The following is a 19,963-nucleotide window of genomic DNA, read 5'->3' on the forward strand; positions in this document are numbered from 1 at the left end:
CATATGCTTATGTTCAATTTCCTCAGAATCCGCATATTCGACTTCCTCAAGAAGAGGAATATGGACCGGGTGTATCAACGCGGCGGCATGTGGGGCCGGGAGCAGGGCGTAGCGGATATCAAAGCCGCCATCGGACTTATAAACAGCCGGCGCTATGCCCGCTGCCTTGACCTTGGCACGGGAAGGGGCCAGTATGCGGAAGAAGCCGCGCCCCATTGCGGAGAGGTCCTGGCAATCGATATTTCTCCGGAAGCTGTCGAACGCGCGAAGGAGCGGCTCGGACATATTCCGAATATCCGCTTCTCGGTTGCGAATCTGCGCACATTCGGATCCTCCGAACCTTTCGATCTCGTCATCCTCGGGGACACCCTGTATTATCTCGGCGATCTCCGCTTCCCGCTCGAATTCCGGAAGGCCATAGCGAATATCGTACGACTCGTCGCTCCCGAAGGACGCATCCTCATGGTGAATTATATTTCGCCCGGGCGGAGCGAAAAACAGCTGCGGGAATATGCGGCCCTGTTCCAGGCCGAAGGAATGCGCATTGAGCATAACGATATATTTTCAGACGGCCCGAAGCGGTGGCTTCAGACCGTGCTCGTGCGGAACTGACAAAACGCCCCCTTCGGGGCGTTTTGTCAGTCCTTCAGAATCCGCCCGGTTATTCCGGATACTGATTCCCGGCTCCTCCGTTATAGAGTTCGGCTATTTCGCCTGCGGTGAGAGCCCGGGACCAGACGCCGCACTCGTCCTGCAATTGGTCCCCGGAGATATTGCCTCCGGCCTGGTACCCGAGCCCGAACGCCGTGGAGCTGTCGTTCTTCGTTTCCGCTACGGTTCCGGTGCCGATGCCCGCGCCGTTCACATAGATCGTTCCCGTCGTTCCGCTCGCGGTGGCGGCGATGTAATACCAGGCGCCGTCCGAAAGCGTCTGGGGGATGGTAACTTGCTCGTTGCTTGAGCCGTTGGTGCCGAAAAACAATGCGCCTGTTCCCCCGGCATTTGCATATGCTAGACGGTACGAATTCGCATCAGACGGCCCGCCCCACTTCGCGAGGATCGGATACATGTCCGGCGGCTGCGACCCGAATTTGACCCAGCACGCGAGCGTCATGTCTCCCGTCACGTCGAGCCCGTTCTGGGTTAAGTCGTCGGCGGTGAAATAATGCCCTGCCCTGCCCGCGCCCGTAATCCGGGCGGCATTATGAACGAGGCCTGGCGCGTACACGGTGCCGTTGTTTGCCAACGTATTGCCGCCGACCGAATCGATGGCATCGCCGCCCGTCTCGTCGAGTTTCCAGTAGGAAACGAGCGAGCCGTCCGAATACGCGGCAGGCACCGGAGCGGGCGGAGTATCATCGGGAGGAGTATCAGGCTCGTCGTTGCCGCCCCCATCGCCTTCATCATCGTCGTTCTCGTCATCGTTCCCTCCCGAACTGCCTCCGCCGGAACTATGATGAGAAGAATGGTGGGTAATAATGCGGCCGGAGGTTGACGCAGGTTTCGGAGCTCCGTATCCGAGCGCATAGGAACCTAAGTAACGGGCGCCGTCATACAGAAACGTAAACACATCGGCACTCCCCGCGGCAGCGCTTAAGGTCGGCGCTTCGCCCCCGAGCCACAGGATCGAACCGGGCCATGCGACGGTACGGTTTCCGGACGCATCCTGGTTGAGGATAAGCTTGTATTCGCTTCCCGGCTGCGCGCCTCCGAACGCCAGGCCGATATCGCTCGTGATGAGGTTGAGCAAATGCACGTTCCCCGTATTCCAGTCGATCGTAAGCGACGAGGGAATCACGTCGGTAACTATCTTTTGCTGGGAGGGCGAAGTGGTTCCGGCGGCGAATAAGGAAAGAGCGTACGGCGGCTCCGCCGCGAGCGCTGCCGAGGGCAGAGCGAATAAAAATGCCGCTACCAGGAGCGGAACGAACGACGTATGTCTCATGTGCGAGGTCTTACTTAATAAGTAAGCGCAACACCTCGGAAAAAATTATATTCGTTACCCTGTTTGAAATGAAATATCGGGCGTGTGGATATCCGCCGTTTTAGATAAAATATTGCTGAACGGATGCGCGGATGGAGTCGCGCATCGTAACAAACTCGGGATATTGGTAGAAGAAAAGTATCTTCTGGTCTTTTTTGAGCGTACCGGCAGGCTTCGCCCGAAGCACGAAGTCGGTGAACGATTCGGCGATGTCTTCCTCGGGACCGCTCGCGCCGTACTTGGTGGTGAAATCGTCGAGGTGCCGGTTGTAAAACGCGGGCGTCTTCCCTTTCTCCCGCGCCTCGCGCGCGTCCGCCACGTCGCCGGCGCTCCAGAAAGCTTTCACGAACGCGTCGAGATACGAATCCTTTTTGGTGCACCCGGCAAGAGAGAGATACCGCCCTGTTTTGGCGCAATAGCGCGGACTCTTTTTCTTGAATTCGACCTGATCCTTATCGAGCGTGAGGAGATGCGTGTATTCGTGCGTCAGGATGATGGCGGCGTCGCGCACCCATGTCCGGTTCTCGAAGCTGGACGCGTTCGTGTTCACGGCGAGCATCCACGACGGCTGCTTGTTGCTTATGCGCGTCACGAACGCGAGCACGGGCTCGTGCGGGAGATTGTAGGTAAGGTAGACGCCGATATGCTGGTAGGTGAAGTCGGTCCCCGCGATGCCCTCGAATATGTCCCAGACTTTCTGCTCGTTGGTGTCCGTGTTCCTCGTCCACTTGTAGTTCTTATACAGCCGCTGGTTCGCGACCCTGAACACGTTCACGATGTCCTCTTCGTCATACGGCACTTCCCTGCTCACCTCATTCCCGATGGGAACGTCGAGAGAGGAACGGTCGAACGACCATTCGGTATTGGCTGTCGGGACGGCCTGGACTGGCGGGGCCGCCTGGGCGGGCAGCGCCATAAGGAGCGCGAACGGCAGAAGGAGGGCGCTATAGAAAGCCTTTCTCATGCCGAACACTATATACCGGGCTGTGGGCGAAATGAAGGCGCGTCTTGCGGAAACGTTAAAGCGTAAAGGAATACGATCGACTGCTAGAAGCCACTAGACGCTAAAGGCTGTATACAAGCCGTATTGGATCGGTAAGCTATTTCAGTGAACTTTTACATCTGGAAAGTATTGAGTATTTGGTAGCAGAAAACCGCCTTTCAGCGGTTTTCTGGGAAGGTGTGGCCGTAATGCGCTGTTTGGTCTTGCCTTAACTCAGTCATTCCTCTGACCTCAAGCTCTCATCGTAGGACAGCTTTTTCCAAGTCCCCTATTTCTTCTTACGCTTTGTGTCGCCAAGGGCGGCACCTGCGACTGACTTCTGGACTGTACGCTTTTGCGGCTTCTTCAGCAACTTCGATGCCATACTTGCCACACGTTTGCTCGTGTTTCCCATGATAGTGCTTGCCGAGGAGGATTAGTAGAAGTGACCACCTTCTATCCTCGGTCTCTACATTTTACTCTTGTAAGAATTTACAGCGAGGTGGATAACTGATTCCTACAGGAATGCGATGAAACCCAGTAAACCAAGTCCTACCGCGAGAAGGATGAAGGTTGGAACCACACTGAAATTAATATAGCGTCTCTCAGATTTCCTTAGCTCGTCAACAGACTCAAACTGCTGTAGTTTCGGATTCAGAATATTTTTCCTTGAATATACATACCTGCCCCGATTCCATGATAGACGTCTCCCATGTCTAAATGTAAAGATGATTGCAAAGAGCGATGCAAGAAACATTGCCAGAGTTAAAAGACCGAAAAACAGAGTCCATATACCTTCAAAACCATCTGTATTGATTAGCTTATCCGTCACTTCAAAATAAAGGTAGGTTATGACATATACAATGAGTATGTCAGGCAGCTTCCTTAGTGAGATATATGCTATGTATCCGTACCCAAAGGGAGAGATGGTCCATCCTTTAATATATTTCAGATCATTATCTGAAAGCTGATTCTCATTTCTTACCTGCTTTCTTTCAAACCATGTAAAGCTTGACAGGTATTCGCGAGTCTCCTTAAATCCAAATTTCATAACCTGCTTAAATTCACTTCACTATAATAAATCCTTGTCAGGATTAATTCCGCTAAGATTAATTTCCTCTAGGTCAATCTGAAAAGCTCTTGCTTGCTGTTGCATTAGAGAAATAATCTCATATACAGCCATCTGGTAGCCTCTGTCATAGTCTGTAGTCTCCGTATTGATTTTCTTATTGGAATTTCGCCAAGTTTGTATTCAATAATGTCGCCAGTACCTGGAAGTGCAAATTCCTCAAGTAAGAATCGAGGAATATAGTGATGATTCGATTGTTCGTAATCATTGATATAAACTCCTTTTTGTAGGATTCCATATATATAAAATACTACTTTAGATAAAAGACGACTTCTTATCCTCCTATTTAGCATTACCATGATTAGCTTATTTGCTAATCTAAGTCTCGCGATGTTTATACGCTTTACTAGCACCGATATCATTAAGTAGGGACTGTTAGGTCTTTCTAGACACTAAGTGCTGTATACAAGCCATACAAGCCAATAACTATAAAGAATAGAGCGGATAATCTGATCATTACCAGCATCCACTTTGGTTCTTGATTATTTTTTATAGAATAGACACTGCGTGTAAAATTCCAAATTACACCAGGATTTACAATCGATAGGAGACCGGCGATAAGAAAAATAGAATTTAATATTATTTGAGAAGTCATATAGTTATCTGTTATTTTTAACCTTATTTTTTGTCTCGGTCGTTGTTGGCTTCGTTGTAGCTGGTGTTGTCGGAGCAGGCGCGGTTTGAATCATACTTCCAGGAATGATTGGGACATGGACTGTATAGGTTTGCGATACTGCTGCTCCAACGCCAATTTGCAGGTTATGACTGCTTGAAACATCTTGTTTTGGACCTGTAGCATTAGTTCCATCCTTTACGTTAACAGTTGCTGATTTCGAGTATTTATACCCCACCCCTACTGCGCCGCCCACACTTTGTTCAACCTGCACCTCAGCGTTTTTTGGCATAGAACCTGATGAGAACCCTCCACCTATCTTTGCTTCCGCTCCAAGCGAAGGTCCTCCGCCGGCAACTGCGTTAACTCCTTGGTCACTTGCTTCAAAACCTATCTGCACATTGAAGAATCCATATGTTAGACCTCCATTGATATAAACATACCAATTACCAGACGGATCCTTATTAATTATTGGATTATTTCGGACATAACTATAGCTATTCAAAGTTTGAGGATCCATCAGAATCTGATTCAATTCTTGCTGTGTTAGTTCCTTTACCTTCTTTGCATCTCCCATAGCCAAGAAAGATGGGTCTTGTGATAGAAACTGTCCACGTCCCCCGTCGTAATAACGTGCATTTAGATACGACAAATCAGACTCGTCATCATGGAACTGCCCGATGAAAGTCCGCCCGAGATCGACGGCTCCCGCATCGACCCTCTCGCTCCCGTACGGATAGTAGTCGAGGGTCTTCGCAAGCTGGCCCGCATCGTCCGAGACGACGTTCGTCGAGCCCAGGTGGTCGGGATGCATATAGCTCGTGGTGGTGGCGGAGCCGTTTCCTTCGATCGCGGCGACAAGCCCGTCTCCCGCCCAGATATACGCCGTAGTGGTCGCGCCTTGTAGTTCGAAGTATTTATTCGGGTACAGAGTGGCGATGCCGCCAGAAACCTTCGCGGCCCTGTTGCCGACATGGTCATAGGCATAGGTGGTGGTCGCGGACCCATCACTTGAAGCGGCGAGGCGGTTGCGGTAATCCCAGGCGAACGAATCGGGACCGTGGGCGACGACGTTCCCGTCGTTGTCGTAGGAGAGGGTCGTGGACGCGACGGAGGTCGGCGCATGGGGATTCGCGTAGCCGGTCCCGGCATAGGCATAGGAGCCCTGGCCGGACTTGCCCGTAAGGTTGCCGATGGCGCTGTAGCCGTAGGTCTCGCGATACGGCAGAGATGCGGCGGCGGTCGTCGAGGCGACCGTCAGGCGGTCGAGATCGTCATAGGCGAACACCGCGCTTTTCGCCGCCTGCGTGTCGGAATAGTCATCGATGCCGGTAACATTCCCCACGGCGTCATAGGTGAAATAGATGTCCTGGATCGTCGTACCCGACGGCGGCGTTCCGATCACGTAGCTTGCGGCGGCGCTCCAGTCGCTGTCCACGTCGTGGTCGTCCCATACCCGCATCCGCCAGTAGTACGGGATGCCAGCCGCAAGCGCGTCCCCCGCATAGGTAATGTCCTCCGTGCGCGTGCCGGGGGCGGTGGAGCTCGCAAACGGCGCCTTCGCGCTGTCCCAAACCGGAGCGCTCCAAGCGCCCGTCGAGGTCGCCACCTGTATCTGGAAATACCGCGCGGAATCGCCGGAGTCCGGATCGGCATACACCGCGGAGAACTCGGGGAAATAATCCGTGATCCCGGCCGGGTTCGTAAGCCCTTCGGTCAGGAGCGAGGCGGGCGCGCCCGGCGGAAAGGACACGGGAATCTCGAAGCTCGCCACGGAACTCCACTCGCTTTGCGTATCGGCATCCCAAAGCTTGATCCGCCAATAATACGGCGTGGACGAGGCGAGGGCCGGTCCCGCGTATGAGATGTCCGGTATGCGCATGCCGGACGGCGTCGAGCTTGCAAGGGCCGTCATGCCAGTGTCCCAATAGACGCTTGAGAACGCGCTTGAGGCGGCGAGCTGGATCCGGTATGCGAGGGCCAGATCGCCCGCGTCCGCGTCCGTAAAGAGGGCCGAAAACTCCGGCGTAAGGTCGGTGACGTGCACGGGATCCGTCTGCCCTTCGGTAAGAAGGGCCGTCGGCCCGGCAGGAGCCGTGTCGTAGACAACGACGAGCTTCGGATCGTGGCCCGTACCCGTATCGTCCGCCGAAGCGAAATTCGCGACGAGTTCGGTCGCGTCGGTGGGAGCGATATTGTTGAAGTCGTTATACGTCCGGACGGAAAGCTTCGTGACGCCGGTCCTCGAAATGGAAGCCAGCCCGTTCGCGTTAAGCGCGATCGGTTCGTACGTGTTGCCGGCATACGTTCCGTCGCTTACGCCATAGGACGTGCTGCCGATCATGTCGAAGTCCTGGCTTACGAGGCTCGCAGCGGACGAAGGCGAAGAAGAAGCGACATAGAGCCGTTTCTCGGAGCCGCCCGCCGTGACGCCGGTCATGTAAAGGCTGAGGGTCGCGTCGATGACCGGAACGCTGTCGGGAAGCGAGGACGTGTCGAAAAGAAGGAACCCGCGCCTGATGCCGTAGTCAAGCGCCCCGGAAGCGACCCCGAGCTCGTCGCTCACGATGATCTCAGCAGCGTCGGAATTGGCGTTGATACCGTTCGTCGCGTTATGAACCGAGTTCCAGTTCGAGCTGTGATCCTTATACACGTATCCGTCGACCGACGACGTCTCGGGGTCAGGGTCGGGATAGAACGTACCTGTGTCCGCGCGCGCTCTTTTGGGGAACAGGAAGCCGACGATCGCTTCAAGGATGCCGGGGCTCCCGCCCTGCGCCCGTTTCTGGGCTTCATAGGAGTCCGCGGTGGTGATGCCGTAATCGGCGACCCACCACCCGCCTTTTTCGTCTTCGTAATACTGGGGATCGCCGGAAACGATTTCGGCGACGAACGTGTTCGGCTTGTCGGTCGCGAAAACGCGCGCGTGCTTGGTTCGCTGGCTTTTAATCTCTCCTTTCACCGCCACGCCCGCTGCCTTTGCCCGCGCCCGGGTCTCCTCGCTTGCCGGAAGATCGTCCACGTTCTCGTCCGTCCGGTAGGCATAGCGGACGATGCCGTCCGAAATTTCCCTGGTGCCAAGATGCCGGTCAACCGGCGCGCGCAACCGGAGCTCCGGCGCGTCGAATGGAAGCGCCTTCAGGGAAGCGTACGAGTCCCCGTCCGGTGCCGCTCTCTCATCCGTCGTGGTCGAGGCCGTTTCGCCAACTGCCGCTTCCGGAACGAGCGATTCCCCGAGAGGCTGCGTAGTCGAGGCCGCACGGGACTCCGTTTCCGGAACCTCCTCCGTCGTAGCGGCTCCTTCTTCCGGCGAGATCGCATCATGCCCGTCGAGATCGGAAGGAACGATCGGCTCGACGGACGCTTCTTCGCCAGCCTCTTCCTGGCCCATACCCAAAAACGCGAGCAGATACGGACTGTTCGACGCAAGCGCGAGACGGCCGTTTCGTATGCCAAGCAATTTCCCGAAAGCGCCCGCCTGCTCCGAGTCTTCGCCATCTCCATCCGTGCGGAGAGAATCTCCCGCCTGGGGAAGGACCGTGCGGATGTTCGTGAGCCGATAGAGCTGGTCCGCCGCGTAGGTGTAGGAACTCTCGGTTCCGTTCCCCAGCGCCGCATACTTGACCTTCCCGGTCGGCGCATAATCGAAGTCGCTCACGACATCGGCAAAAGTCCCCGCTTCTCCCTGCCGCTGTGCGATCCTCTCGAGCTGCCCGGCGCTGTTGTATGTGTACCGGGCCTGTATCCCGTTCGGATATCCGAGCGTCGCAAGGTTCCCGAGCCGGTCGTACCCGTACCGCGTTATCGCGGATACGCCGCCGATAGTGTCGGTTTCCGTCTCCATCCGCCCGAGCGGATCGTATGCGAAAGCCGCCGTCGTTTCGGTCGTCGATGCCGTGCAGAGAAGTCCCTTTCCTTCCGTACAGGCGTCATAGGTATAGGCGACCTCGATACTTGGGCTCCCGGCGAAATCTTCGGCGAGGGGCCGGTTGAGATCGTCATAGGTGAATACCGTCGTCTGCCCCTTCGGATCGGTCGAGGATGCCAGATTCCCGGAAGCATCGTAGTTGTATGACCAGATGCCGTAGGTCGCGTCCGCGCCCGCATGGAGGTCTGTCGCGCTCAGGCGGCGGCCGAGGCCGTCATAAGCAAAGTCGCGGATATTCCCCTGCGCGTCCGTTATCTTCGTCAGGTTCTTATTGCCGTCGTACTCATACGCGGTCGTCTGCGAGCTCCCGCCGACATGCTCGACAACTGACGCCAAATTCCCGTAAGCATCCTTGACGAGATCCTTCGCGCGCCCGAGCGCGTCGGTGACGGTCGTTTTCCAGTCGTCATAGGCGTATTCCGTCTCCCCGACGGCGTTCTCGACCGAACTCACGCGCTTCAGCGGATCGTACGCATAGCGCGTGCGAAGCGGGAGGGCGGGCGGCGAGCTGGTGCCGGTGAAACCGGTCCCGGAGGCGAAGTAGGGCTGGGATTCGCTTACGAGAAGCCCGCGTCCGTCGTACGCGAACGTGCGTACCGCGTACCGGTTCGATCCTTCGGCTTCGGCAAGCTCTTCGACTTTCCTGCCGAAACCGTCGAAGTACGTATAGGAATCGGCCGAAACGGCGTCGTCGAGATAGTCGGTCCGCTTGGCGCGGCGCGGCATCCCGGTATCGGTATAGGCATACGCGCTTTTCATAACCAGCGCCGAAGGCTCCTCCGTGTCCGGCTGCCACTCTTCGAGCACCCGGTCGAGCGGATCATACACGGTATGGTACGTCCGGCCGTTCGGATTCGTCGTCTGCCGCGGCTTGCCCGAGGAATAGTCGTAGAGATACGCGGTGCTCTGCCCGAGCGCATTGGTAGTCGTCGCCGGATACAAGCCATAGGGATCGTACTCGTAGATCGTCTGCTTATCGCGCGGATCCTTTTCGGTGAGTACGAGCCCGCGGGCGTCGTAGGTTTTTTCGGTATCGATCGTCGTCGAAGCCGCGATCCATGACTCCTGCTTGGTCAGGTTCCCCCTGTTCAGTGAACCGAAAGAAAGCGCGTCATAGTAGTTTTTCGTCTCCCGCACCGTCGAGCTTGCCTGATCCGTACGCGTCTCTCGCGACAGAAGCGAGAAGGGCGCGGTGGAGCTTGCCGCGTAGGCATACGCGGTCGTGAACTTGTCCGTGCCGGTATCGGCAAACGAGCCGTCCGCGCCCGCATTCACCCTTCCCCATTCGACCTTCTGCGTCAGGTTTCCGGCCCCGTCGTCATACGCGTACGTCTCGGCCTTGTCCGCATGGTCGGAATCCCCGTCGTAGTCGAGCACCGTCATTTGGGTCTTCCTGACGAAGTCCGCCTTCCCGCCCCGGTTATAAGTTTCCCATTTGTCCACTTCAAGCGAATACAGATGCCCCGCGTCGTCGTACGACTCGCTGCGGTACGCCTTCCCGATCTTCGACTGGTCGTCGAGATATTCCCCGGTCGAGGTCGCCGAGGCGTCGCCCTGATGGAAGAAGGTTTTCGTAACGTTCCCGGCGGCATCCGTCTTCGTGGTCGTCCCGAATCCGGCGATGCGCCGGTCGAAGGGGCTGCCAAAATAATACCTGCCGCCCGCATACGCGTAGGAATCGGTCGAAGTCGCCCCGATACCGGCATACCTGCTTATGCCCTCCGCAGTCTCGAGGTTCACCGGAAGCCCGGGATTGAGCATGGCACCGCCCGCGCCCCGATAGCTTGCGGAAGACTTGTACGACGCGGTAATGGCCCCGCCCGCGGGCTCGACGACGCGCGTGAGCAGATCGGCCATGCCTCCGGTGCCGAGATAGACGAAGTTGTAGTTGTGATAATAGCTGCCGCCGATGGTACCCGAGGTGATGAAATCCACGGGGCCGTTCCCGTCCGCTTCCCCGATGCGCGTTCCGGCATCGAGACCGTTCGCAATGAACGGCGCGGGAAGCGTTCGGGCCGGATCGAGCGCCCATCCGGTACCCGTATTGAGGTAGACGGCGTTGCCCGACCATAAGGAATTCGCGCCGTTGAATTCGACCCATGAGTTATAGCCGATATCGACGAGGCCGTCGTTGTTGAAGTCGGCGAGACGGGTGCTCGTGCCGCCGCCGGGCGGGATTGGCACGGCCCACTCGGTGCTCGTGGCCCACCCCGACCCGGTGTTGAGATACACCATATCGGTCGGGCCGTACTGGGAATCGGAACCTCCGATAACGTCGTCGAGCCCGTCGTTGTTCACGTCGGCTATGCGCGCGCCGGTATCCGCCCGGAGCCGCGCGGAGAAAAGCACCGGTATCTGCCACGACGGCGCGTACGTCCAGCCGTGGCCGTTGTTGAGGTACACCTTCTTCGTATACGTTACGCTCCCGCCGTTCGGATTGTTCACATACGAGCGGACGATATCGGCGGGGCCGTCGCCGTTCACGTCACTGAACCGGGTGCCGACGTCCTTATTATTCTCCACAATCGTCTCCGGATTGGTCCATACGGTACTCGTCGCCCAGCCGCTGCCGGTATTGAGAAACACCGACGAATTACACACGAAATCCGGTAGCAGATCTCCGTTCACGTCCACTATGCGGGTCCCTTTGTCGCGTATCGATGAACTTCCGTATTCGGTGATGATGCAGGGAGCGTTCCAGAGCGTGTTTTCAGCCCATCCGGTACCGGTGCCAAGATAGGTATGCTTGGTTATCACGGGGCTGCTGTACTTGGATTCGACAAGGTCGGTGAGCGAATCGCCGTTCACATCGGCGAGCGTCACTCCGCGATCGCCCTGATCGTTCGTGAATTCGACCGGCACCGTCCAGCCGGGACTGGCCCACGCGGGACTCGATGTCGCATAGGAGAATGCGGCCGCGGGAAGCGAGATTACCGCCCCGCCGTCGTCCCGGCCCGATTCGGTAACGCCCGCGAGGAGGAGGCGCGAGCCGTTGTCGCCGTGCGTATAGGCGAAATCGTAGCTCCGAACCCACTCCCCGTTCACCTTCGTCCGTATCTGGTCGATCTTATACCGTGTCCGCACACCAAAGCCGCCGGGAGACGTCGTCGCGGTCGCGGTCGCCCGAAGGCTCTTCGCGAACTCGACCGAAAAGACTCCGGGCGCTCCGCCGCTCCCGGTATAGCGGATGGATTCGGGATAGATCTGCCCCGAATCTTTCGCGTAGCCGTACGTGACGGTATTTCCGTTCGCATCCATGGTTTCCTGGAGCATCCACTTGTACACTCTGCCCGAATCTCCCGGGTCATCCTGCCTGGCGGCGGTCGAGGTGCCGAACCTGTACACGACGCCGTTTTTATCCGTCACCATCCAGATGTTTCCGGCAAGCGCATAGCGCAGATAAGAACCGTCATCGCTGCGGGCGAGAAAGACCGAGGAATCCGACGTGGTCGCAAGCTCTCCCGAAAGCGAGGAATAGAAATGCGGCGAGGTCGTGCTATAGAGATTTTGCATCCCTTCGACGTTATACCGTTCTATGTACGGTATGGAGATATTCCAGCCGTATCCGAAAGCGCTCGCCTCGTCGCGGTCCTGACTCGAATAGGACAGGGAAAGATGCGGCTCCATACCGTTTCTTCCGGGCGGAACGGTGATCGCGTAGTCGTACGTAAAAGCACCTGTTGCGGCCGATTGATCGGCGCGGGTACGTTCCGGGCCGGAATCCCGCAGGTATGGCGGCAACTGATCATCGCCGTCCCCCAAACTGAGAGTCTGCGCTCCCCCGCCCTGAAGAAAGGCATCGCCCTCCGTATCCGGCATAGCCGATGAAACATCCTCGGCCGGATCTTCCGACGCCGCCAAAACGGGAGCGCAGAAGAGCGGCGTGAAAGAAAGAATCAGCGATGCTGCCACGAACTTGTTGAAGGATATTACCCAGGTCGCCCGTTTCGAGGGCTTTGCCATTACGGGTATCGTAGCATCCATTATCGAGGGCTTGTGGATATCGGGAGAATCGGAAACTTTCGTTTTTATTGACGATACGCAGCGCAACATATATGATATTATCATACTATAAGTTAATACCCCTTATGGCCACCGTCTCCGTACCCCTCAACGCCGAGCTTGAAGAGCGTCTGGATTTCCTTGTCGCGAGCGGCGTGGGCGCGAACCGCGCGGATGTCATGCGCCGCGGGCTTGAAAACCTGGCGGAAGAAGAGGCGATCAACGCCGTACTTAAGGCCGAACGTGAAGTGGCGGGCGGCAAGATACTGCGCGGGAACGCACGCAAAGTATTGCTTGGTCCGTAGTCTTCTATGCAGGTCGCGTTCGCACCCCAATTCAGGCGGCAATTCAAGAAGCTGCCGAAACCTCTTCAGGAAGAAGCGCTCGAAAAGATCGAGACCTTCGGGGATGCCGGGAACCACGCGGCGTTGCGCGTTCATAAGCTTGGCGGGAAGCTTCACGGCCGCCTGAGCTTTTCGGTCAATTATCGGTATCGGATACTGTTTTTATGGGAAGTTCCGAATAAATCAGCAATCCTGCTCGCCATCGGCGATCACGCCGTATACGAATAAGCGCTTAGGGATCCTTGTCCTTCAGAGCCGCGATGATCCTTCGCGCGCGCGCAGCCCACGTATGCGAGGCGGCGAGCGAAAGCGCTTTTACGGACTTATCTCGTGCCGCCTGGGAATCGGCAAGCGCGTCCCGTATGCCAGCCGCAAGAGCTTCGGGATCGTCAGGCGGCACGAGATACGCGCTGTCGCCTGCAAGGACTTCCCGGATCGAGGGAAGATCGGACGCGACGATCGGCGTACCGGAAGCGATATACTCGAAGAGCTTCATGGGCGAGGTAAAGCGGGTGGAATCCTCGTCCTTCCCGGAATTCGGCAGGACAAGGATGTCCGCGGCGCGAAGATAGACCGGAACGCCCTCGTGCGGCACGTGTCCGATTATCCTGACGTTCACCCTGCTTCCCCACTTCCCCCCGAATGCCTCGATATCTTCCGGCGTGCCGCCGAGAAATATGAAAAGCGCGTCCGGAACGAGGGCGGCGGCCTCGGCAAGCGCGGCGGCGCCCTTCCTCGGATAGAGATGCCCCGCATACAGCACGATGCGCTTGTCGCGCGGGAATCCGAGCGCGCCGCGCGCCGCCGCGCGATCCGGTACGCCGTCAAACAAGCGCTCATCGACCGCGTCGGGAGCCACGACGATTCGCTCCGGGGCGACGCCCGCAGCCGCATACGCCGTTCGCAGCCCTTCCGATATGACGACAGTGCGAAGCGCCCGGCGGGCAACGATTTTCGAGACGAACGACGGCCGCGCATGCGCTTCAAAAACGAGTCTCTTCCCGAGAAGCAGGTACTGCGCGAGCACGAGCGCATCGCGCGAATAGATGACGTCGGCGCCGCGAAACGCGGGAAGCCAGCGGACTTTCTCGGAAAACCAGAGTGCGGAGACCAAAAACCCGAGCGGACCGGACCGGACGAAGTCCGGCGCTTCCAGGGTCGCAACCTTGAAGGAAGGACGAATGCCGTAGTACGCGAACGGGTCGGCGGCGAGATGATTGATGCGCAAAGGGATGACGAGCTCAAGGTCGACGCCCGCTTCCGCAAGCGCTTCGCACGTCTTCATGATCTGGAGGCCGTAGGCGCGCTCGGTCGGCAGGCGCGCATTCGATATATAGAGAAGTTTCATTGCGCAGTGTATGCGGCCAGTTCCGAACGTATTTCAGGTACTGACAACAGGAGTTCTTTTATCTCGTTTTTGGAGAGTCGTCGCGCATCTAACGAACCATAACCGCTCCCGCCCACATCATCACCGCCCTGACTCTGAACGTCGGAGGAAGATCTGGCGGTTTCTTCGTCGGGCGACTCCGGAACAATTCTGTAATATTCGCCGTGATCGACGGCCCGGCGGAGTTCCTCAGCGGAAATAAGAAATTCGTCACGTCGTTCTCCCAGACGCATGCCGATGTATGCGGCGGGCGTTTTGTACGAAAATAATTCGGCGATCGCCAACGCGAGATCGGCAAGCGCTATCCCAGGTATTTTGCGAACGTATATTTCGCCCGCTGCACCGCTGGTGAGAGCGAAGAGAATGAGGTCAAGCGCTTGGTCGAGGGTCATGAAGAAGCGCGTCATCTGCGGATCGGTAATAGTAATAGGTTGGCCTTGCTTGATTCGTTCGATAAAATACGGTACGACGGAACCACGCGTATAGAGAATATTGCCGAACCGCGCAATACATACGACCGTTTTGGAATTGCGCGCGGATGCTATCGCGACGCGCTCCATTAAGGCTTTGCTCATCCCCATCGCACTTGTCGGAGCAGGTGCCTTGTCGGTTGAAAGCACGACAAGCCGTTTTACTGCGTGACCAATCGCGCTTTGAATGACATTGTTACTTCCGAGCACGTTAGTTTTTACGAACTCAAGCGGAAACGATTCACCGATCGGCACCTGTTTAAGCGCTGCTGCATGGAATACGTAGTCGACGCCTCGCATCGAAACATCCACCGCTTGCCGGTCGCGGATATCGCCGACAATAAAAGCAAGCCGTGGGTCACTCACGCGATTGCGCATATCAAATTGTTTTTGCTCGTCCCTGCTGAAGATAACCACTTGCTTGGGTGCGAGCGTAAGCAGCGCTTCGGCAACTGCGGAGCCGACCGATCCGGTACCGCCGGTTATGAGTATAGTCGCGTCCTTAATTTGCTCCGCATAAGAAGAATGCAGGTTCAGATCAGACATGGATTTGCTCAAAGTAGCAATAAATACTAAAGGTTTCAACCGTGCCTTAAGGTCGCACTGCATATCGAACACTCCCTAATACTAAGGAGGATATGCGCAAAGAACCCAGGGAAATCATCAGGAAATTGAAGAAGTCGGGAGGAAAGGTGCGCGAAACCGCACGGACACTCGGCATATCTCCGGGCACGGTGGTGTTCTGGAAGAAGCGAGCCCGGAGCATCCGGAGCCGGTTTGCGCTCTCGACGCGGCAGCTTGTCCGCAAGTCGACAAGACCGAAGCGTCTTCGCCGCAGGACGCTCTCGGGAGAGCGGGCTGAGGCGCTCTTGCGCCTGCGCGAAGAGAAAGGATACGGGGCGCGCAAGCTCAAAGTGCTGCTCGGCCTCTCCGAGCACCCGGCGACCATCCATCGCTTCCTCAAAGCGAAAGGTCATATACTGGAAGGCGCGTCATACCGACGGCCGAGATATCAGGAGACCACGCATATGTATCTCAAGAACGTGACCGCGCCCGGGAAGCTTCAGATGGATGTGAAGTACGTGACGCCCGAGCTGTCGGGGCTCCCGCATACCCTGTATCTGTATGCCGTCATTGATATTTGGAGCCGATACAAAGCTGGCGTCATCTTCCCCGAGCTCGTGCAGGACTTCTCCATCGAGGCCCTGCGGACGGTTTCGCTGCCGTTCGTACCGGATTTCGTGCAGACCGACAACGGCCTTGAGTTCCAGAGCCGCTTCCGCGCCTTCGTGACTGGGGAACTCGGCTGGAAGCATCATTTCATCCACAAGGCGAACCCGAATGAGAACGCGGTCATCGAGCGGTCATTCCGCACCGACGAGGAGGAGTTCTTCTGGCGCTTCATGAAAAAGCCCGCTTCAATGGAGGACCTCAATGCCCAGTATCAGGCCTTTCTGCGCGAATACAACCACGAACGGCCGCACCTTGGCATCGAGCTCAAGACGCCGTATGCTCGACTGCAAGAGTGTTCGATATGTTAGTGCGATATTAAGGCGTGAAAGCGTCCGTGGCTATAGCTGATTACAGTTTTATTCCGAAATACGCTGCCGTAAGGAACCGCAGAATATTCCATTGGTATGCGACGCGCGTCCATTCGACCGCAAGCGGCATGCTCTTGTCGGAGCCATACCGAAAGCGATTGAAAAGACTTTTGAGGACGACCTTGGCTATGGTCGATATCTTGGACACCGCGAGGCGCAGGAACATGCCTGTTTCCCGCGTCGCATAGAGTTTCGCGTCCATGAGCGCATAGCGCCGGTTCTTCTCAACATCCTGTCCGCTCGCAACGAAATAGTGCCAGTGCCCCGCGAGATATCCGGCCGGATAGCGGGCTTCGTCGTACGTGATGCGCTCGTGGATAGCCTTGCGGAAGCGCGCGCCGCTCCCGCGGTTGAAAAAGCGCTTTTGCCAGCCCGGATAGTTCGAAGAATGCCCGATGAGGCGGCCGTCAAGCACGATGCGGGGCGAGATATTGTAGACGAACGTTTCCGCCGGCTGCCGCGAAGCTATGACGCGGACTTCCGATACCAGTTCCGGCGTCGCTTCCTCGTCCGAATCGATATAGAAAAACCAGTCATGCGTCGCGGCATCGAGGCACTGGTTTCGCACTCCGGCATAGTCGCGGAGCGTATTATCGGGATTCTTGAACTCGGAGTTCTGCGCGATGATATGCGCGCCGCAGGTCCCGGCAATGGCGAGCGTCTCGTCCGTGCTGCTTCCGTCGCAGATAATGATCTCGGCGAAGTCCTTCACGGACTCGAGCGCCCTCGGCAGGTTCTTTGCCGAGTTATAGGTGAGGATAGCGGCCGTGCAGGGAATCTTTTCCATATCAGAATGCTCGCACGATGCTCCGGTACCACTCGATCGCTTTGGTGGCGCGGAGCGCGAACTGCCAGAACGGCATCGGCCCGGTGATGACATTTCGCTTCAGGGCGAACAGATCGTCTCCGGGGGCTATAAGCCCCGGCTTTATCGAAAACGCGGCTGTAAAGCCCGCCTTCGCGACCGCGCGGGCGACTTCCGCCGAGTAATGCCCTCCGGGATAGGCGAAATAGCGGTATCCCTTAGGGTTCGCAATCTCGCGTGAGAGCGTCTCCGCACCGGTCGTCTCGAGCATCGCATGCGTCTTCGAGTGGTGTGCGAGCGTTATGAGGCCGCTTGCGGCGAGCTCCGCAAGCTGCGCTTCGCCGAGCATCTTCGCTCCGGGCTTGAGATAGCTCCCCGCCGCCTCCGGCTCTGCGATGAGGAATACCGCTGCGGACGCCTGGTACTTCCTGAGGATCGGCAGTGCGTGCGTCAGCAGGTCTTCATATCCGTCGTCGAACGTGACCGCGGCGCACTTGCGCAGCAAACTCCCTTCCCTTTTGGCATATGCGCTTATCTCGTCAAGCGCCGCGAAATGATACCCGTGCGCCTTGAGAAACCGCAGCTGGCGCTCGAACATTTCCGGGCTCGTCGAGAGTTCCCAGCCGTCGCTTGAAATCGAGTGATAGCAAAGTACCGATACCTCCCGGAAGTTGAAAAGGAAATCGGCAGCGCTGCGCGCCGCATATAAAAAGGCATAGAGGATGTTTTTGATGAAATCTCTCATGCTGGCTCCGCGGCTTCGATGATAAGCATGACGTGCGGGAGGAAGGCTTGATATGGAATACCGAATGTCCGCAGTATTCCTTTCATAAGCCGTTTGAAAACGTTCGTGCTCTTCCCTTCCTCCGGACGTATACGCCAGGACCGGGCTTCCGTCTCGGAAGCCCGGAGCATTCGCCGTACGGCGAAATAGGTGTAGAAATGGAGGCCGTTGTCCTCAAGCGGATTATGCCCCACCAGGCGCACATAGAGTCGGGCAAGCGGTAGAGGAAGATAGGAGAGACCCCAGAGGCCGGTGTGCGTTTCTTTCGGGTTCAAGCGGTTCGGGAAAGCGAGGTAGAAGACTCCCCCGGGCTTTAGAACCCGCCGGATCTCGGAAAGGTAGCGGACGGGATCGTCGACATGCTCGATGACGCTCACGGACAGCACCGCGTCAAACGACGCGTCCGGAAACGGAAGCGTTCTGCCCTCATAGAATTGGAAATGCGCGGAGGAGCCGGAGGTTTCCGCCTCCGCGCGGGCAATTGCCACGAGCTCGTTTTCTATATCGACGCCTTCGACCGAAGCTCCGCGCTTCGCAAACGCTATGCCGATGCCGCCGTTTCCCGCCCCGGCGTCGAGCACTCGGAGACCTTCCAAAAGACCGACGCGCCGCTCGAAGTCGTCCGCGATGCCTTCCGATTGCTTCTCCTTCGTACGCCAGTCCTCGATGATCTTCTCCCGCTCCCCTTTCGAGGCCCGCGGGAAGCGCTTTTCTACATACTTTCGCGCAATACGGTCGGTATAGGCCATTGGCTTTCAGTATGAACTATCCCCTGCCCTCTGGCGACCTTGTTTTGGCCTTATTTGCTTTTTGTACTACCGATCCGAAAACAGCTTTTCGTATGCCGTAACGGCCCGCTCGATGGAATAGGCCTCGGCAGAACGGATAGCGGCAGCCTTCATCGCGGAACGGTCGCATACGATCATATCCGAAAGACCCCCCGCGGCGGCCTCCGGCGCGTAGCCCTTGATGAACAAGCCGTTCACTCCCTCCTCGATCATCTCGTCGGGACCCGCAGTCTTGGTCGTAAGGACGGGGAGGCCGCAGGCGAGGGCTTCGGCGTGCGCGATGCCGAAGCCCTCGATAAGCGAAGTGGAGACGAAGAAATCCGCGACGGCGAAGAAGCGCGGCACGTCCTTGCGATAGCCCGTAAACCGCACGATGTCGTGAAGGCCGATACTCTCCGCGTATGCGCGTATCTTCTTCTCGTGGCTTCCGCCGCCGACGATGAGCAGGCGGTATTCGGGATTCGAACGGACGAAAAGCTTGAAACCGTCAAGGAGGAGTTTGTGATTCTTCTGCGGGATGACGCGCGAGACGTTCAGTATGATCCTGTCTTCCGGAGCGAACCCTGTTTCTCTTCTGGTCTCTCCCGTATCATATCGGTTCATTTCGGCCCGCAGCTTTTCGATATCGATACCATTATGAATGACGGCAAACTTCTCCCGAGATATGCCTTCCTGCCATGACGTAAAATCGGCTACGGTTTCCGAGACGGCGACGATACGCTTCGTGAGATGCGAGAGCAGGCGGTCGAGGAAGCGTTCTTTCGCCGTCTTTCCGACGTATGTGTTGTGCTCGACGACGAACACGCGGTATCCGAAGAACGGCTTCAGGAGCCGCATGATCGTATTGCTAAAAAAGAGGTTCGCGAGAACCACATCCGGATTTATAGCGCGCAGCAGCCGATACAGTTCCCGCCACGCCCTCCAGTCGCGGATGCCCGTAAAATGAAGTTTGTGGAGTTCGGTTCCTTCGGGAAGCGCGTCATAGAGATATTCGCGCTCGTCCTCGCCGAAGGTGAACAGCGTGAGGAGAACGGGTTCGAAGCGGCTTCGATCGATGCGCGCGAGAAGATCGGCGATGAGCTTCTGCGCTCCGCCGATCAGGAAGTCGTTTATGACGATGAGCGCCTTGATCCGCTTCTCCGGCAT

Annotated in this window: 14 protein-coding genes; 4 read left to right on the forward strand and 10 right to left on the reverse strand. The window is 57.2% G+C overall.

The window, feature by feature from the left end:
• Nucleotides 1–3 precede the first annotated feature (3 nt).
• Entirely contained in the window at nt 4–612 is a 609-nt protein-coding gene (locus WDN10_02345) for a class I SAM-dependent methyltransferase (protein ID MEJ0053545.1), read from the forward strand.
• Between the two features lie 49 nt (nt 613–661).
• Here WDN10_02345 and WDN10_02350 read toward each other — a convergent pair whose 3' ends face one another.
• The 4 genes from WDN10_02350 to WDN10_02365 all read right to left on the reverse strand — a co-directional run bounded on the left by WDN10_02350 (nt 662) and on the right by WDN10_02365 (nt 12,599).
• Nucleotides 662–1,945: a LamG domain-containing protein gene (locus WDN10_02350; protein MEJ0053546.1), complete on the reverse strand. Its 1,284-nt coding sequence runs from the start codon at nt 1,943–1,945 to the stop codon at nt 662–664.
• A 100-nt stretch (nt 1,946–2,045) separates the two neighbouring features.
• Nucleotides 2,046–2,948: a hypothetical protein gene (locus WDN10_02355; GenBank protein MEJ0053547.1), complete on the reverse strand. Its 903-nt coding sequence runs from the start codon at nt 2,946–2,948 to the stop codon at nt 2,046–2,048.
• Between the two features lie 535 nt (nt 2,949–3,483).
• Nucleotides 3,484–4,017, reverse strand: coding sequence for a hypothetical protein (locus WDN10_02360; protein ID MEJ0053548.1), 534 nt, complete (start codon nt 4,015–4,017; stop codon nt 3,484–3,486).
• A gap of 677 nt (nt 4,018–4,694) precedes the next feature.
• Entirely contained in the window at nt 4,695–12,599 is a 7,905-nt protein-coding gene (locus tag WDN10_02365; GenBank protein ID MEJ0053549.1) for a SpvB/TcaC N-terminal domain-containing protein, read from the reverse strand.
• A 125-nt stretch (nt 12,600–12,724) separates the two neighbouring features.
• Here WDN10_02365 and WDN10_02370 point away from each other — a divergent pair, with 125 nt between their 5' ends.
• Both WDN10_02370 and WDN10_02375 read left to right on the forward strand, forming a co-directional pair.
• Nucleotides 12,725–12,943 carry a hypothetical protein gene (locus WDN10_02370; protein MEJ0053550.1) on the forward strand — a complete coding sequence of 73 codons (219 nt, stop codon included), beginning with the start codon at nt 12,725–12,727 and terminating at the stop codon, nt 12,941–12,943.
• 6 nt (nt 12,944–12,949) lie between these two features.
• Nucleotides 12,950–13,210, forward strand: coding sequence for a type II toxin-antitoxin system mRNA interferase toxin, RelE/StbE family (locus WDN10_02375; GenBank protein ID MEJ0053551.1), 261 nt, complete (start codon nt 12,950–12,952; stop codon nt 13,208–13,210).
• Nucleotides 13,211–13,214: 4 nt separating this feature from the next.
• Here WDN10_02375 and WDN10_02380 read toward each other — a convergent pair whose 3' ends face one another.
• Complete coding sequence (locus tag WDN10_02380; protein ID MEJ0053552.1) at nt 13,215–14,330, reverse strand: glycosyltransferase family 4 protein; 1,116 nt, start codon at nt 14,328–14,330, stop codon at nt 13,215–13,217.
• Entirely contained in the window at nt 14,327–15,385 is a 1,059-nt protein-coding gene (locus tag WDN10_02385; protein MEJ0053553.1) for a polysaccharide biosynthesis protein, read from the reverse strand. The genes WDN10_02380 and WDN10_02385 overlap by 4 nt, the downstream gene beginning before the upstream one ends.
• Nucleotides 15,386–15,477: 92 nt before the next feature.
• Here WDN10_02385 and WDN10_02390 point away from each other — a divergent pair, with 92 nt between their 5' ends.
• Nucleotides 15,478–16,380, forward strand: coding sequence for an integrase core domain-containing protein (locus tag WDN10_02390; protein ID MEJ0053554.1), 903 nt, complete (start codon nt 15,478–15,480; stop codon nt 16,378–16,380).
• A 40-nt stretch (nt 16,381–16,420) separates the two neighbouring features.
• Here the strand turns inward: WDN10_02390 and WDN10_02395 are convergent, their stop codons facing one another.
• From WDN10_02395 to WDN10_02410, 4 genes are all read right to left on the reverse strand, one after another.
• Nucleotides 16,421–17,227, reverse strand: a complete 807-nt coding sequence (locus tag WDN10_02395) for a glycosyltransferase family 2 protein (GenBank protein MEJ0053555.1) — start codon at nt 17,225–17,227, stop codon at nt 16,421–16,423.
• 1 nt (nt 17,228) lies between these two features.
• Nucleotides 17,229–17,990 (reverse strand): polysaccharide deacetylase family protein, encoded by a 762-nt coding sequence (locus WDN10_02400; GenBank protein MEJ0053556.1) that lies wholly within the window; start codon nt 17,988–17,990, stop codon nt 17,229–17,231.
• Complete coding sequence (locus tag WDN10_02405) at nt 17,987–18,778, reverse strand: methyltransferase domain-containing protein (GenBank protein ID MEJ0053557.1); 792 nt, start codon at nt 18,776–18,778, stop codon at nt 17,987–17,989. Before WDN10_02405 ends, WDN10_02400 begins: the two co-directional genes overlap by 4 nt.
• 66 nt (nt 18,779–18,844) lie before the next feature.
• Nucleotides 18,845–19,963: a glycosyltransferase gene (locus WDN10_02410; GenBank protein ID MEJ0053558.1), complete on the reverse strand. Its 1,119-nt coding sequence runs from the start codon at nt 19,961–19,963 to the stop codon at nt 18,845–18,847.

The sequence above is a fragment of the bacterium genome (assembly GCA_037200965.1).
Taxonomy (GTDB): Bacteria; Patescibacteriota; Minisyncoccia; order Phycocordibacterales; family Phycocordibacteraceae; genus C7867-001.